The organism is uncultured Microscilla sp. (assembly GCF_947493425.1).
Classification (GTDB): domain Bacteria; phylum Bacteroidota; class Bacteroidia; order Cytophagales; family Microscillaceae; genus Microscilla.
On the sequence record NZ_CANLRP010000017.1, the window covers coordinates 17198 to 34192 of the forward strand.

Annotated in this window: 13 protein-coding genes; all 13 read right to left on the reverse strand. The window is 41.2% G+C overall.

Features of this window, described 5'->3' with window-relative positions; translation table 11 throughout:
* Nucleotides 1-467 precede the first annotated feature (467 nt).
* The 13 genes from Q0954_RS06985 to Q0954_RS07045 all read right to left on the reverse strand — a co-directional run bounded on the left by Q0954_RS06985 (nt 468) and on the right by Q0954_RS07045 (nt 16256).
* Nucleotides 468-1655, reverse strand: coding sequence for a glycosyltransferase family 2 protein (locus tag Q0954_RS06985; RefSeq protein WP_299455378.1), 1188 nt, complete (start codon nt 1653-1655; stop codon nt 468-470).
* A gap of 18 nt (nt 1656-1673) precedes the next feature.
* The gene (locus Q0954_RS06990; protein ID WP_299455379.1) at nt 1674-2861 is read right to left on the reverse strand and encodes a glycosyltransferase family 1 protein; all 1188 of its coding nucleotides are present in this window, start codon (nt 2859-2861) and stop codon (nt 1674-1676) included.
* A 12-nt stretch (nt 2862-2873) separates the two neighbouring features.
* A complete protein-coding gene (locus Q0954_RS06995) occupies nt 2874-4067 on the reverse strand; it encodes a glycosyltransferase family 2 protein (protein ID WP_299455381.1) in 1194 nt (397 codons plus the stop codon).
* Between the two features lie 136 nt (nt 4068-4203).
* Nucleotides 4204-5376, reverse strand: a complete 1173-nt coding sequence (locus tag Q0954_RS07000) for a glycosyltransferase family 2 protein (protein ID WP_299455383.1) — start codon at nt 5374-5376, stop codon at nt 4204-4206.
* Nucleotides 5377-5491: 115 nt separating this feature from the next.
* Nucleotides 5492-6937, reverse strand: a complete 1446-nt coding sequence (locus Q0954_RS07005; protein WP_299455384.1) for an O-antigen ligase family protein — start codon at nt 6935-6937, stop codon at nt 5492-5494.
* Nucleotides 6938-6988: 51 nt separating this feature from the next.
* On the reverse strand, nt 6989-7906 hold the full coding sequence (locus Q0954_RS07010) for a glycosyltransferase family 2 protein (RefSeq protein ID WP_299455385.1): 918 nt from the start codon (nt 7904-7906) through the stop codon (nt 6989-6991).
* A 48-nt stretch (nt 7907-7954) separates the two neighbouring features.
* On the reverse strand, nt 7955-8998 hold the full coding sequence (locus Q0954_RS07015; protein ID WP_299455387.1) for an acyltransferase: 1044 nt from the start codon (nt 8996-8998) through the stop codon (nt 7955-7957).
* A gap of 11 nt (nt 8999-9009) precedes the next feature.
* A complete protein-coding gene (locus Q0954_RS07020) occupies nt 9010-10302 on the reverse strand; it encodes an oligosaccharide flippase family protein (protein ID WP_299455388.1) in 1293 nt (430 codons plus the stop codon).
* A gap of 2 nt (nt 10303-10304) precedes the next feature.
* Nucleotides 10305-11543 (reverse strand): glycosyltransferase, encoded by a 1239-nt coding sequence (locus Q0954_RS07025; RefSeq protein WP_299455390.1) that lies wholly within the window; start codon nt 11541-11543, stop codon nt 10305-10307.
* A 44-nt stretch (nt 11544-11587) separates the two neighbouring features.
* Nucleotides 11588-13780: a hypothetical protein gene (locus Q0954_RS07030; protein WP_299455392.1), complete on the reverse strand. Its 2193-nt coding sequence runs from the start codon at nt 13778-13780 to the stop codon at nt 11588-11590.
* A gap of 10 nt (nt 13781-13790) precedes the next feature.
* Nucleotides 13791-14504, reverse strand: coding sequence for a TolC family protein (locus Q0954_RS07035; RefSeq protein WP_299455394.1), 714 nt, complete (start codon nt 14502-14504; stop codon nt 13791-13793).
* 173 nt (nt 14505-14677) lie between these two features.
* Nucleotides 14678-15871: a sugar transferase gene (locus Q0954_RS07040; protein WP_299455396.1), complete on the reverse strand. Its 1194-nt coding sequence runs from the start codon at nt 15869-15871 to the stop codon at nt 14678-14680.
* On the reverse strand, nt 15834-16256 hold the full coding sequence (locus Q0954_RS07045; RefSeq protein ID WP_299455397.1) for a response regulator transcription factor: 423 nt from the start codon (nt 16254-16256) through the stop codon (nt 15834-15836). Before Q0954_RS07045 ends, Q0954_RS07040 begins: the two co-directional genes overlap by 38 nt.
* Nucleotides 16257-16995 lie beyond the last annotated feature (739 nt).

The window sequence follows — 16995 nt, forward strand, 5'->3', positions numbered from 1 at the left end:
CTTACCTCAGCTAAGATGAGCCAATTCAATCCAAAAAACAACATCCTTGCCTTGGTCTTAAGGCATTAGCCAGATCAATGTTTGTTACCCCTAAGGCTTTTATATAAGTTGTTTTTTAGGTGTTGGTTGAGCATTGCTCAGGTCGCCCTGCGGTAAGACCAAAAACAACTTTCCCTGTATTGGTCTTAAGGCTTTAGCCAGACCAATACTTGCACCCAAAATCCTGTATACAAGTTGTTTTTACGTTTTAGTTGAGCATTGCTCAGGTCACCCTGCGGTAAGACCTTCGCGGGGGGAAGACCAATACTTGCACCCAAAATCTTGTACACAAGTTGTTTTTCAGGTTTTTGAGTTGAGCATTGCTCAGTGCTCTGCGGTAAGACCTTCGCGTGAGGGATATTTTTTTGTTGAATTTGCTAAGCTGGGCACACACAAGAACACGTGTGCCAGCGAAAGCTTGTAACTGTCTATTCTTTCCTCCGCGCTGCCTTTTCCCATGCCACACTTTGTTGCCCTTTGATAAAGCGGGCGAAGCCTAAAAATACCGATAGGTTCATCACCACAAAATAATAAGGCACAAACAAGGCTTTAAGTTTAATCTTTTTGGTTTGTAGCCACCAACCTAACAGTGCCGTAAGATAAAACAATACCTGCAGCCCTAGCATTACCTGATAAAAAGGCAAGGGGAGCACAGCCAGCCAAATATTGAGGGCAAATACCACCACCAGCGACAAGGGCGTGAGCGTCCAGCGGAGCACCCGATGCGATACGTATTGGAAGCTGAGCCAACCGTATTTGAAAATATTGAGCAAGGGCAGCAACCATAAAATAGATTGAATGCCTCCTGCACAAATTCTTATTTTGCGTTTAAACTCTTCCTTCACCGAACTTGATGGAGTTTCCCAGGCCTGTGCCTGAGGTTCGTATTTTACTCGGTAGCCCTTTTGGGCAATGCGCATCGAGAGCATAAAATCATCCAGGAGGGCGTTGGCAGGTACCTGTTCGTAGAGCTTGGTACGTACCGAAAAAAGTTCGCCAGCAGCACCCACTACTGAATAAAAAGCCGAATCCATTTTTTTGAGCCACGATTCATATTTCCAGTAAATGCCCTCTCCGGCACCATTGGCAGCGTCTTTTTCCAATACCTTGATGCGTTTCTCCCCTGCTACTGCGCCCACTTTGGGGTTTTGGTAGTGTTTTACAATCTCTTGTAGGGCTTCGGGGTTGAGATCAGTGTTGGCATCCGAAAAAATAGCAATGTCGGCTTCTACAAACCCCATGGCGCGGTGCATAGCATGAATCTTTCCCCGACGGGCATCTTTGTGTAGCACCCTAATGCCCTGAGCTTCATATTCACGCAGTATATTGGGCGTTTGGTCGCTTGATCCATCCGTTACAAAAATAATGTCGAGTTTGTCGGCAGGGTAATTCAGCTTTAATGAGTTAGCCACCTTGTCGCGGATGTAGTCTTCTTCGTTGTAAGCGGCAATGACAAAAGCCACCGTCGGAAAATCAGTCAATGGGGGCAAAGGTGCCTCAGGCTTGAGCGCATTTTTGAGTTTTACCAAAACGCCTATCACCACCCCATAGCCTACATAAGTATACACTACCAGGGCAATGCCCAGCCAAAATAATATGATCAGAATGTTTTGCATTGGATAAAGAAGGTTGAATTAATTGCTAGTTTCTTTGAGTACAATCTCGCGGTAACTATCCAGTGAGATTTGAGCATGCGCCTCCCAGGTAAAGTTTTTCACGTTTTCCAGCCCTTTTTTGATCAGTGATTGTTCCAGGGCTTCATCACCTGTGAGTTGTTTTATAGCCTGGGCTATTTCGTGGGGTTGGTGTGGGTCTACCAATAGCCCACAACCGTTGGCTACTTCTGGCATAGCCGAAGTGTTAGACGTGATCACAGGAGTGCCACAAGCCATAGCTTCCAGAATAGGTAAGCCAAAACTTTCGCGTAGTGATGGGTACAAAAACACCTTTGCTTGATTGTACCATAAGGTGATATTGGCATTGGGAATGTATCCAGTCAGCAAAATATGTTGGGTAAGCTGAGGCAAATTCAATGAACTGAGCCAATCGGCCAGTTGCTCTTCGCTGGTTTCGGCGATGACCAAAGGCAGGGGAGAGGCTACACTTTGGGCGTATTGAGCATAGCCACGCAAAGCGTTGCCCATATTCTTTTTGGGGGCTTGGTTGCCCAAATAAAAAACAAAACTTTTGGGCTGTAAACCCTTCATCAACTCTTGATGTTGGTCTAGTTTTTTAAACTTGGCAGCTACTCCATTATGCGCCACCACTACTTTGTCTTCAATGCGGGGGAGTTTGTTCGTAATCTGGGTTTTTTCGTAGTTCGACACAGTGAGTATTTTTTCGGCTTTACGCACTGCTCTGGGTACATTCCAACGACGGTATATATGCCCCAGTTTTTGGTAAAGGGTGCCTTGAGCACGTCTTTTTTCCAGAAAAATAACATCATGCAGCGTAATTACTGTGGGTACTGGACACCTCAGCGAAGCAGTATTACTGGTAAAGTGCATCAATTCAACGCCTGATTTTTTGATGGCTTTGGGCAGTGAAAGTTGTTCCCAGTCGAGGTAAGTTTTGGCGGTTACTTCTATCACTGTAAAATTGTCCTGGCTTTGGAGGCAAGGGTCAGCATCGGGTTTTACAAAAATAAAATATTCGTTGTATTGATCTATTTTTTGCAAGTGACGGATGAGTTCCAGTGCTACTATGTCCATGCCGTGCTTGTGTGGACGAAAAACCCTTTGGGCTTCTATGCCTATTTTCATGGGGCGTGCCTGTGGGTTAGGGTTAGTAGGCGAGTTCGTATCTTTTTTTAATGTATCCATTCTTTATTTAGCTTACTTCTTTTGCGAATGTTGGTGAGGAGTTGGTAAAAACGATTTGAAACCTTTACGAAAGTTGAACAATGCCTTAAGCATAGAGAAAAAGGTCAAAGGCAACTTGCGGAAAGCATACAGTGTCTTATAGGTTCTAAACTTGCGAGGCAAGGCGAGGGTCAAGAACAAAATAAGCGAGGCAAAAAGCCCTGCGGTGTAAATAAAGTAGGGCAAACCAAGCAAAGGGCTTAGGCAAGTAAGCAAGCCCAACCCACCCAATAAGAGCAAACGAGGGGGCAACCAAAACTGAAGCACTTTGTCAAAGTAAGCAAAGTTACCTTTAAATAATTGCGCCAATCCGCTTGGCGCTCCTTTTACTCCATACTTTATTTGTGCCGAGATCCAACGGGTACGTTGCCTGCCAAATACCTTGGCATCTGATACCTTTTCGTCGTATACCATAGCATCGTTGAGGTAATATATTTTGTTATGAGGCAAAGTCTTGTCCTTGATCAGGCTCAGTTCCAGTTCCTTGTCAAACCCGCCAATGGCATCAATTGCCTGCATGTGTTCGCGGTAAATGCGAAAGTCCATCACCATTCCAGAACCAATCAGCGCAGCAGGCAAGCCCAATACCTGGTGCCCGGTGCGAAACATAGAGTTGTTGAGCTCTTCGCTGATGGCGTCTAGCTGTGCCATGTCATTTTCTTGGTTTTTGGCGGTGCGGTGTGCCTGAATAATACGGTGCCCTCCTTGTACATAGGCAAGGTTTGATTTAAGCAAAAAGTTGGTTTCTATGTGATTGTCAGCATCTAATATAACGGCTATGTCGTGTTCTTTCAAGTGCTGAAAAGCAAAGTTGAGTGACTTGGCTTTGGTACTTTTTTCAAATTTAACTTCTATTACCTGTACTGGCAATTGGTGAAGCGCCTCTAGAGTTTCGGGTTGTAGCTGATCGGCAAGCACTGCAATGGTGTACAGTTCTTTAGGGTAATTTTGTTTGAGTACGTTTTGTACCGTGTCTACAATTACCCCATCCTCTTTGTAGGCAGGCAGTAATATTACAAAGCTTGATTTTTTTACTGCTTCAAGCTCTTCGGTAGTGTACTTGGTTGTTTTGAAAAACAAACTGGCCACACAAAATAAGCCATAATAACTCACCGAAAGGGTGAGGTAGCCAAGTATGAAGGAAATAAAAATAGTTAGAATCCACATTTTTTATACTAATTATTCGGTGATTAAGAATTACTTCAATGTTCGTAGTATCATTGCATTTGGTTAGCCACTTTGTTTGAGCGTTGGGCTAAAACAAACGGTAATTTTTTAGTCAGTAGCCTGTCTAAGACATTTTTTATTTTTTCTGAAAATATTGGTGAGACGTTGGTAAAAACGACTCGAAAATTTTGCGAAAGCCTGGCAACGCCCTGCACATCAGCCAAAAGGTAATTGGCAACTTCTTGAAAGCATACAGTGTTTTGTAAGTCCTGAGTTGACGTGGTAAAGCCACCCCCAAAAACAGTGCTAAAGCTGTAAACAGACCCGCAGTATACACAAAATATTCAAGCCCTATCCATGGTGTAAAGCAAAGTAAAACCCCCAGGCTACCCAATAATATTAAGCGAGGAGGCAACCAAAACTGAAGTACCTTGTCAAAATAAGCAAAGTTTCCTTTAAAGAGTTGTACCCACCCATCGGCAGCATTTTTTAATGCATATTTTATTTGTGCCAAAATCCAACGCGTACGTTGTTTTTTGAATACCTCATTGTCCGACATTTTGGCATCATACACCAAAGCATCATCTAAATAATGTATCTTGTTGTGTGGCAATGATTGATCTTTGATCAAGCGCAATTCAAGTTCTTTGTCAAACCCATCAATAGTATCAATCGCGCGCATGTGTTCGCGGTATAGGTTAAACTCCATTACCATTCCTGAGCCAATGAGCGCAGCAGGCAAGCCCAGTACCTGGTGTCCGGTACGAAACATGGCGTTGTTGAGTTCTTCACTGATGCCATCTAATTGTGCCAAATGGTTCTCTTTGTTTTTTGCAGTACGATGCGCCTGAATAACCAAGTGCCCTTCTTGTACATAAGCATAATTAGCCTTGAGCAAAAAATCTTCTTCTATGTGGTTATCACAATCTAATACTACAGCCAAATCGTATTCATCGAGGTGGTCAAAAGCCAGGTTAAGTGACTTGGCTTTGGTACTTTTTTCAAAGCGTACTTCTATCAGTTGAATGGGTAACTGCCTCAGCGCTTCGAGGGTTAGGGGTTGCAAATGATCCGCAATTACTGCAATGGTATACAGTTCTTTAGGGTAATGTTGTTGAAGCGCTTTTTTTACCGACTCCACAATCACATCATCTTCTTTGTAAACAGGTAGTAAAATTACAAAACTTGATTTTTTTACCTTGTCCATTGCCCCCAAAGCGCGTTGGGTAGACTTGAAAAACAAGCTGGCAATACAAAACAAGCCATAGTAGCCTACTGAAACGGTAAAGTAGCCGAGTATTACATACATGATGGTTGTTAGAATAATCATCACTTTATTAAAAAGATAAATCGCCTTCAGTTTAAAGAGCGCTGATGCTCTAATAAGCTTATAAGCGAAGCAGGAAAAATAAACTGCAGCAAAGTTAATCATTAGTTTCTGCTTGTTTGCTTAAATGTGGAGTTAAAAACATAATTGCCATGCCCACATTGAGCAAACTACCCGTAGGAATCTGCCCCAGAACTCCGTTGCCATAACTTGCCAGATAAATTCCCCACATACCACCCCATATCGCCATCATTTTTTGCCGCAGTTCTGAGTCTTCCATATACCAAATATAGTAACCCGAATGCCCTGCTATATAAAATAAAATGATGAGGTGTAGCCAAAGCCCTATAATGCCTTCTTCTGCCCATATTTTTACATACCAACTATCGGTAGGGGTTTCTGCCAAAAAGCTCCCTGGACTGAAACGCAACCCCCAGTTGCCTGCCGAACCCACTCCACCTCCAAAAGGACGTGAAGCCAAATAGCTAGACAGCTTTCGTTGATTGGCAAGCCTTACCTGTAGCGAGGGGTCATTGGGGTCGAGCGCGGTACGCATCCGGTTAATGGCATAAATGCCTTGCCCGATAGAGGTAAATTTAAGTACCGAAAAAGCCCCAATGCCTACAATAATGCCTAGCACTACTATCTTAAAGTTTTTGCTCATGACAAAATACATAAAGAAGCCAATGCCAGGTACGCCAAGAGCACCCCTTGTACCCGAAATCATCATTCCGTATAAACATAATACCGCAGTAATGGCATAAAATGCCTTTCGGGGCAGACTGATTCCTTTTCTTAGAGTCATTACCCCAGCAGCCACCAGTGCATGCCCCTGCGATACTCCAAATTGCCCGGCATCGCTGTAGAATGAAAATACCCGCAATTTGCCAAACAACACATGTTGAGTGCCCGCACCTGCATCTAGCCAGGCTTGTTCAAATCGGTCTACCCCAAAATGTTGTTGTTTGATTCCGTTGAGCGCCCCACAAATAGATAAGCCAAACCAAAGAATAAAGAAAATGTCTACTTCGCGTGGAGACCGCACAAGTAGCATTACCAGTGGAGCACTTAGCAAGGGATAAAGTGCCACTCCACGCATGGCATAGAACCACGCTACCCGACTGCGGGCTTCCGGGTTAAACAATTGTAACATGTTGTACCCCATCCAGATGGCGAAAGCAATGACCAACCCATTTTTGAGTATCTGAAAGTCATACTCTTCGGTTTTGTGCACTGCTATAGCTACCCAGGTAATAATAAGGATACCATCGACTGATAAGCCTAAAGGGAGCCCCGATACATACCGCAAAATGCCGCTTACGCCAAACCCTGCCACCACATAAGAATAAACACCAATAATGGGGTAAGTAAACAATAAGTAAAGGTAAAAAAACACAAATGGTAAACCGATCAAGCCCAACCCGGCAAGCATGCCACCTTTAGCTACCACAAACGCTACCGGCAAAGTGGCGATCAATGCCAGCATCAACCTGAGGTTTTGGGAGTAGCGGGTTTTAAACGGAGAAGAGTCGGTTGGTTTCATCAATTTATTCAAAGCTCAGCCATTGGGCAGTATACACTGCCTACAAATCATTTATGTACGAAAGGAAGAAAAACGCTTCAACAAAATACTATTCCAGCAGACAGCCTTCAGGTATATTTTAAAATTTTTGAAGTTGCCTTTGAGCAAATATTTGCCCAAACGTACCGGAGTTACCAACATCACCAAGTAAGTAAGCGCCAGGAACAACTGAAACCCTCTTAAGTTTCTACGGGCAAAGAATATACGGTTACGGGTTTTATAATACAACTGCAAGGGACTATTCTTACCCACACTCATAGATTCTTTATGCAATACTAGTGATTGAGGCACAAAATGAATCACAAAACCTGCTTTTTTGATTTGCTCGCACCAATCCAGCTCTTCATAATACAAAAAAAATGAGTCTTCCATAAGCCCGGCTTTGGCAATGGCTTCTTGCGACACCATCATGGCGGCTCCGTGGGCAAGGTGGGTTTGTCCGCCTGTCTGGTCGTACTGCCCTTTATCTTCTTCGCCATAGCCAATGGCATAACTTGCCACTCGCATAGGGTCTATAGCAGTAGAGCCAGCGTATTGGATATGTACCTGGGTTTCGTAAAACCTGATTTTAGGACTGCAAACACCAATTTTAGCATCTTGTTCCATACAAGCCACCAGAGGTTCCAAAAAGTCAGGGGCTACTTCAGTGTCGTTGTTGAGCAATAGCACATATTTACCTTTAGCCTGTCTGATAGCCACATTGTTTCCTCCGGCAAAGCCTAAGTTTTCTTGGTTTTTAATAAATGTCACCTCCGGATAGCGGCTTGTAATGAGTTGCTCTGGCTGATCTTTAGAAGCGTTGTCTACCACCAGTATTTCTATATTGGGGTAGCTTATTGCCCGCAACGAATCGAGCAAATCGCAGGTGACTTCGGCTTGGTTGTAGTTAAGTGTTACAATACTTATCAAAGGGTGTTTTTCCTGATCCATAAGTTATTCAATGCACTGCACGAGTGAAGTAGTTTGATGGTGATAAATTTAATTTTTTGTGGTAGGCGTCGCTTGCCTCACCGAAGATTTGTTATAGACCCACTGGTATACATTGTCGTATGTTATCGAAGCCCCCACGGTCAGCAACAAGTAAACAAGCAAACCTGCAATACTGAAAAACACTTGGGGAGTGGGTGGTTGTATGTATAAAAATAATTGAAGTACCGCAATATGTATAAGGTAAAGCGGATAAGAATATTTGCCAATAAATAGCATGGCTTGTTCAATCAAAGGGGCAAATGCCTGGCATACTTGGTAGAGTAATATGGTGATAGACAGGTAGCCGATCATTGCCGGAATGTCGTTGATAATGATACCCAGGTCTCCTAGAGAAAAGGTAAGTAAAGCCATTGCTCCAAAACCTGCCACAAACCCAATGACCCACTTGCCTGCAGGCAAGTGCCAAAATTCAAATTGATTGGTTTGAAAACGGCGGGCAAGCACCATGCCCAAGGCAAACTCCCATAAATACATTGGAAAAAACCTGCTCCATAGTTTATGCTCAGGGCGAGCACTGAGGTACAAAATGCCAAAATAAGCCAAAGAGATACCCAGACAGATGACCAAAAAACGGGTATTACCTAGTTTATTGAGGGCAATGCGCAACAAAGGAAACAATAGGTAGAGCTGTAAAATGGTACTAATGAACCAAAACTGAATACCAAATACATAAAAAATCTCTAAGTCAATTAATTGTACAAAGAACAGTGTGCCCAGGTAGGCATACCAGTCCATTTTGGGGTGCACAGTTACAAAAAAGTTGACGATAAAAAGTAAGGTGACAAAGAAATAATAAGGGAGTAGTATTTTGGTTGCGCGTCGTCGTAAAAAGTGTTGCCAACCCCGGTATTGACCCAAAGCGAGCCCAAAACCTGAAAGCAATATAAATACATGGATGCCTGTGCCCCCTAAGGGTACTGCCTTGGCCAACCAACCGGGAAGGGGTACTCGTTGGAAGTAGTGCATCATGACAATGGTAAGAATTGAAAACCCCTTGGCAAAATCTATAAATGTGATCTTTTTATTAGGCATAACAAACTAATTCAACGGAGCGAGAATAATTGTTTGGCGTTTAACTGCCTTACATCGTGAATGGGCAGTGTTTTGTATATTTTATACCAACCAAAACCCATACCTATTGCAATGTTTACAAGGGTAACGCCCGCTACCATTACCAACGACCCTCCCGCACTAAGTACCAGATAATCGCCTATAATGTTAATGACTACCATAATGCCTATTTTAAGCGTATTGATTTGGGGACGATTGAGGCTGTCAAGAGCAATGCCAATGAAGCGATCGATGGGTAAAAAAATTACATAAATCAATAGTATTTGAAAAATGGGTGCAGAGGCAGCATACTTGGCTTTGCCTATCAACACCATAAAAAACTCAGCCCAGATCATACCTATCAGGCAAAAAGGAGTGGCAAGCGTAATAAATACCAGTACTTGTTTTTGGATAAACTGAGTGGCAATGACGTATTTTTTCTCTTCAGTCCACTTGGCAATCCTTGGGAATGCCGTGGTAGCAAAACTTCGGAGGGGTACTTCGGCTAGTTCTATAATTTTGAGCGGAAACTGGTACAAAGCTACAGCAGCCGGACCTATAAAAATACCAATGAGAAATATGTCGGTGCTTTTGAGCAGGTTGGTGCCTAGCATCGAGAACAAACTGTATTGCCCAAAATACACCAGTTTTTTTACATATCGTTTGCTTACATGCCCAATGTAACGAATGCCGTCCCAACCACTTATCAGCGTGAATATGCCTGCAATGGCCCGCACTGCAGTATGGGCAATCAAAATAGTGGTAAGGTCTAAAGAGCGGTTATAGTTGAAAAGTATAAACAAACCAAAACCACCCGTAATGCAAAGTTGAATAATGACCATGCGTACATAGCGTTGTTTCGAATGGCTAATCCACAAACCCATATTTGATGGAAGCGTGACCCAAATTACAATCGGATACCATTGAAAAAACAAGGTGAAGTTTTTGCTGGCAATAGGTTCGGCAAAAGCCCAGCCTGATAAAGCAATAAGCCCCGAAAACAAGGCTGTAGAAATGAGCCCAATCCACCACGATGAACCTGTGATTACTTTTTGAACCAACTTCTTGGAGTTTGATGCAAAATACTTAACCAATGCCTGGTAGATAAACCCTGCCCTGACCATTTCCATAAAGGTAAAAGCGGCTACATACAACAACCACACACCAAACTCATCAACCGGGAGCATGTGGGCAAGAAACATAAAGCTTAAGAAACCAATGCCTGCATTGAACAAGTTGCCTCCCAATACCCATAAGTTATCTTTGATGTGTGAAAGTTTTGCCATATTTAGTAGGTCTTCTGAAATTCGGTTTTTTTGCGTGCAATGATTTGATTGATTACCTCTGAAAGCTCTTCGGCGCGATTGTCCCATGAATTAGAAGCAGCAAAAGCAAGACGTTCTTTGGTAGCCTGGGTGTATGCTTCTGGTTGTTTGATGTGTGCTGCCAATTGTTTGATGGCAACCAAAAACTCATCGGGCTGACTGGTAATAGAAGCTATTTCTCTAAAATCATCTACTTGTCCAAAATTGGTCATTACCACTGGCAAACCTGCAGCCAGATACTCATTGATTTTAAGCGGATAAATGCTTTGGGTAAAGCCATTGCTTACAAAAGGAATGAGCCCAATATCAAATTTTGCCACATAACCCGCCAGCTTGTCGGGCGATTGTGCCCCAAAAAATGTGACGTTGCTGTAGTTTTTCAAACGATCTTTGCCTTGTGGGTAAATCTCCCGCCCTACAAAGTGAAATTGAGCATCAGGCAACTGTTCTATACAGTGAGCCAATAACTCATAGTCGAGTCTATCGTCTATAGTGCCCAAGTACCCCACTGTCAAGGGCTTATCAGTAGCATCAGCCGCTTGTTTTTGTGCATAAGCTTGCTGAAATAGCTCCAGGTTTACTCCATTTTTCACCAAGAAACACTGATCATTGTAAACTTTCTTGTTTTGCTGTAATTGTGCCGAAGTAGTAATGATGGCATCAGCTTTGGCGGCAAAGTCGGCTTCTACGCCTGTGCCGTGCTTCTTACACCATTTGGCGTGGCTTATTTCGTCATAGCAATAGTACAACAACAGTTTTTCATTGAGCTTGCCCACTAAAGGCAAACCATAAGTAGGGTTAAAAGCATTAACGACAATAGGGCTGTGCATATCGCGCGAACCCACTGCTCTTTGAATAGCTTTTCTGAGGATACGTGCGTTACGCTTAACAAAAAAGTGATGAATTTTGCCAGAAGGCAACCAGTTTACGGGGTAGATAGGGGGAGCAGTTAAAACGTTTATTTCAGTGTTATCTTCGAGCTTTATGGTACGCAATCGTTTGTTGATACCCAAAATCCGTTTGACAGGAATACCGTTACCACGCAACATGCCCGTGATAATGTCTTTATACGTAAACTGATACTCAACATAGATTACCCGGTTATGACGTGCCAGTACCGACATAATTTGTACACTGGCTTTCATGTAATCACCTTCCCAGGGAGACATTGCCAAACAAACGATATTTTTTCCTCGAATCATCTTGCTGTATGTTTTATGGATTGCGTATGAGTTGTATTCTTGGGTTAATTTATTTTCTTTTTAGATTTAAATTCAAGGCGAAAAGCTCGTTTTACCCACGCACGCAACGAATAAGGCGACTGCCCATAATCCCCTACTAATTCTTCAATGTAATGTGGCTTTACTCCATTCAATATCATTAAGTGTTTGACATCGTCTTGCGACAAGTAAGTGTCAGACAAGTATTTATCAGATTTTTTCCAAGATCGATTAGCCCTTACAATCAACACGTTTAAGTTTGCCTGTTTCAGCATTTTTAGCGGTAGCATTCCTTTTACAAATCCAGGAAGCTCTAGTAGTATATAGTCAAACTCTACCTCTTCGAGCGATATATCTACCAACTCTTCAAGCGTTTGTTTTTCGGGCAAATCGGGGTTTACCGTATATTCATAATCGCTTTTATACTGTTGGTTGTTGCTGCTGTTGGCAGGGTTTATCTGTAGTACTTTCTTGCCCGAAGAACGCAAGTTATCTACGATCTCTCCTGACAAATAAGATTTGCCTTCCCTGGTTTGCGTGCTCGTGATTGTAATAATTGGCTGGGGAACATCTTTCAACTCAATCAGTATTTTATTGGTGATTTGGTTGATCAAAGCCTTCCTGATTATTTTCTGATTTTCTTTGACTTTCTTCTTTTTGGTCACGGGTATGGCACCCGCAAATGGTAAACCTACTGCTTTCATTGCCCTTGCCGGGCTCTTTAGGGTAGTATCCAGTAGCTCGGTGGCTATTACAAATGCCAAAGACCCAATGGCACCCACCATAAACCCTAAAATAATGAGTAATACTTTTTTATTGGGTTTTTTTGACACACTTGGCTTATCTACTACCTCCAGGTTCGACGACAGCTCAATATTTTGTTGGCGGATCAAAGCTTGGTTTAGTCCGTGCAAAATTTCAATATATGCGCGCTCTTCTACGCCCACTTCCCGCTCCAGTTTTTTGAGGCGAGAGCCTAGTGGGGCAAAGCGATCATACTCTTTGTCTATATCTTTGATACGATCCTCAAAAATCTTTACCCTTGCTTTGGCTTGTTCTACCAAAATAAGGTTGGCAAGCCATTCGTTTAGTAAAGTTTTAACGGCAATACCCCCTCCCGTAGAGTACTGATAATTGTACATATTGAGTACCTCTTTTTGCAAGTCCTTTTTTAAGGCTTCTATTTCTTGCTTTAGTGCTGTTTGGTTTTGTTCAACAGTAGGGTCGTTTTCGGCAGATTTGCGGGTTTTTTGCAGCGCCAATGCCACAATCAGATTCGATAGGCGTTTCTTTTTGATAAGAATTTCATCATTTTTGGCAAAAAACTCTTTGTTGATATTGAGCTTTTTTTCCAATTCTTTTAATACTGCTCTGGATGCTTCCAGATTTCCTACCTCTTTTTTGTAAGCATCTGTAATATCACTTTTTTGCCCAGCTATAGATTTAGTTTGTTCGTAGTAATTTAATATTTTACCGTTTTCACGGAATATCTTTAAGCGGTTTTCTACCCCATTTAATTTTGCTTTTGCTTTATTGAGTTGTGCCTCAAAGTAAGCGACTACATCTCCTGTCTCCGATTTTTTTAGAAACTTATAACGTTTGATAAATTTTTCGACAACAAAAATCAGCGTATTCCGGCTGATAAATGCGTCATCGGTACCATACTTAATGGTAATCATGTCGCTTGAACCCAAACGCCTGGCCGATACACGCGACATTGCCCGGTAACTGTAGTAGGGGTGTTTGCTATTGAGTATTTTATTGAGCCACTCTGGTTGGTTGGTTTCAATAGACTTGTAGAGTTTGTCATAAGTAGCTTTAAAGTTACCTTTGACTACCAGTTGTTTTCTTACTACAGGGGTTACTATTTTTTTTAACTTGGCATAAGCTTTTACCCCTATAATACCTGAAGTGGGTTTGTCGAGCAATAAATGTTGGGTGAGTAAACTAAGGGCAACTTCTTTTTGAGTTTCTTTGGCTTTGATCACGTTGATCAAATTATCAAAGGCATTATTTACACTAAAGTAATCTATTCTTGAGCTTCCGGTAGACTCAATGTTATAGCCTGAGGCTATGCCTGTATAAATCAAAGTTTCTGCCTCATACTTATTGGGCATGTCTTTGACCAGGTAGTATACTCCAGCGGCTAAAGCTACAGGCACAAAAATGAGTAGCTTTATATTATGGACTATTAGACGAACAAAGTCTATTAAGTTCATTTTCTGTGGTTTAGAAACTGTTTAATGGCTTACCAACAAATTGTTCCAGCTTTAAGTAGGCTTTTTCATAGCTGTTTTTTCCTTGTTCAAACTCCTGATGGGCGTTGGAGGTGAGCTCGATGATTCGGCTTAGCTCAGCTATTTTGATTTGCCCCTGGGTAAACTCTTTCTCGGCTACTTGTCGCTGCAAAGCAAGTGTTTGCATTTTTTCACTTTTAATATGTAGCAAAGTTTGGGCTAATTCCAGGTTTTTGTATAGCTCTGTTACTTGCCATACAATTTCTCTTTCAATAGAAAGTAGTTGATTTTCTGAGGCGTTTTTCTCTTGAATAGCCGCTTGAGTGACATGTTTTGCTCCTGAAAAGTCAAATAAAGAGAACCTGAGGGTAAAGCCGGCACGGTAGTTTCCTCCGTTTTTCAAGGCAAGCGTTTCCACATTGCCCGTGTTAGAGTTAATATTAGTGACCGAAAAGTTGTTGGTGTAACTATAACCCGCATCCATAAACACTTTATTCATCCATCGCTTTTTTCTTTCTTTGATATTGGCTTTGTCACGAAGAATGATTGATTGCTGATATTTTACCTGTGGAGAGCTGTTGATTGCTTCTTCAGTCAACGCTGCCAGTGGTGGTAAGCGGAAAGCTGACCACGCAGTGTCTGTTTGTGCATTGGTGTTGAAGCAAGTCAATAATAAGACCCATCCGATGTATAAATACTTGTGCATTCTTAGTTTCTACTGTTTCAAATAGTAAAGAGAAGTTAGCAGGCTTTCTCTTAATTTTGGGAACCTGTGTGAATGATTGATGATTACTTTGAGCACAAAATTAAACAAGTACACTATAACATTTAGTGTATAGTCAATAATTTATTGAAAATTTTGTAAATACACAGGGGTTTTTATACTTTTTCGGACTGCAATAAAGCAGGGAATGTTTTCAGGATAATCTTCATATCCATCATAAAAGAGTGCTTTTGTGCATATTCATTGTCAAGTGCTATGCGCTCTTCAGTAGACATATCTGCTTTGCCTCGTTTGGTTACTTGCCATAAGCCCGTAATTCCAGCAGGTGCATCAAAACGCTGAATGGTCTGATCTTTTGTCAGTTTTTCTGCCTCATACAATGGCAAAGGGCGGTTACCTACCAGCGACATATCACCTCGGAGCACATTGAATAACTGAGGTATTTCGTCGATACTGGTTTTGCGGATAAAAGCTCCCACTTTAGTAATGCGAGGGTCTTTGGCTAGTTTCATAAAAACTGCTTCATCCTCTTTTTCTTCTACTTCGCTTTTTACTTTCTCGCACACTACCCCCTCATCGGTCCATAATGGTTGCTGACAAGCACATTTTTTCAACACACAATCTGCACAGTTTTTCATCTCAACCTTCGCCTTTTCTTGTTTAGTTTTTTCTTTTTTGGCGGGTGCTTTGTATTGGTTGAGGTGCTTTAGCTCTTCCAAGCGTTGGTCAGCATCTTGGTACATAGAGCGAAACTTGAGCAAAGGAAATACTTTGTAATTAGTTCCTACTCGTTTCGAGGTGTACAATGGGTTTCCTTTAGACTCTAGTCTGATAATGATCGCCACTAATAACAATATAGGAGACAACAGCAATAAGGCTGACCCTGCGGCTACAACATCAAAAGCTCTTTTGAAAAAATTAACGTGTTTTTTTGTCGACGCTTTGGGTTGAGCATTCAAATCACTGTAGCTTTTTTTCTTAAGCAAACTGTCGATTCGTAATTTGAGCATTTTATAGTTCAGCTCGTCTGACAAAATATCGTTTACCCCTGTAGGCACATGTTGAAACAAAGGTGAGTCACTTAAATACTCAGGGTAAATAAACAATACAGGCAGTTGTTGTTTGCTGTATTCACGTCTGACTTTACTCAAGAAACCAGTAAACTCAATGATAGATTCGTGTACAGCACAAACACAAATATCAGCTTCGCGAATAACACGACTTGATGAACGGTGCAGACTGTCTAAATCTTTGAAATGAACAATTTTGTAGTCTTGTCCCAGGTTAGCTTGAAATGCAAAAGTTTCTTGCTTATTTGGATTGATATAAAGTAGGGTTGAAGTTTTCATTAACTGAGTTGTTTTTTTTTACGATTTTTTGAACTTTGATAAGTAATTCTGCAGGGTTAAAAGGCTTGGTAAGGTAGTCTTCCGCACCTAACTGCAGGCATTTGATCCGAGCGTTACTATCGCTCAAACCTGAAAGCATTACAACGGGAATGTTCTGATATAACTTGCTTTTTTTCAGGAGGTTGATTAGCTCAAAACCATCCATTTCGGGCATTTTTATGTCCGTAACAATTACATCAGGGGTTCCCATTTCTTCCATCCATTCAAAAAACGCAAGTCCGTTGTTGAACTCAGAAACTTCGAAGTGTTCGTTTAAGTAGGACTCTAGCATGTAGCGCATGATAGCATTGTCCTCTATAAGGGCCAGGGTTAGCTTGGTACTCATAAAACTTATATTTTTAAGGATTAACAGGGTAATAGACTCACAATTTCTGTTAAGTAAACTGTGTTAGGAATTAGTTAAATAATAGCATTAATTAAATTGTACTTCTGTGTTTTAATGTTTTAAAAAGATATTACAATTAGCTCCTTTATTTTAACAAAGGATTGGTGGCTCTGTGGTTTTAAAAAGTAGAATTAGTGGTATAGAATTGTATAATTCTAAATTTGTGTTATTGTGATAAGAGCCTGATTATTAAATATATAAGTTGCTTTTGGGTTTTTTTAACTGAAAGATGCCCCAAAATATTGCATGATTATATGCAATTATTTCTCAATAGGTAACCAAAGGATTTTGGATAAAAAGAACAAACGTGAATTTGTTCTATTAGTACCATAAGTTACTTTGGGTAGTATTGTAATGATGAGAAAGATTTTTTCTTTGTGTGTTTGCCTGAATAATTTTCATTATAGTATTTGTGTTTAAAATTGCTCAACCTTGTTAGCAAATATTGAGCAAAACATGCATCATAGTAAATTATTTTTTGCACATCAAAAAACAAAAGTACCTAATCTTGCAAGGAATCATTAGGTAGTGAGTCAATCACCTCAACTTGTTTTGTTTCACTTTTAGATTTTTGACGCTCAAAATGTGTTAGTTTTTTATTTGTTAATATTCTGTAAAAAAATATTTCCGCATAGTTACGGCTTTTTTATTTTATAAGTAAGACCTTTTAGGCGAGCGT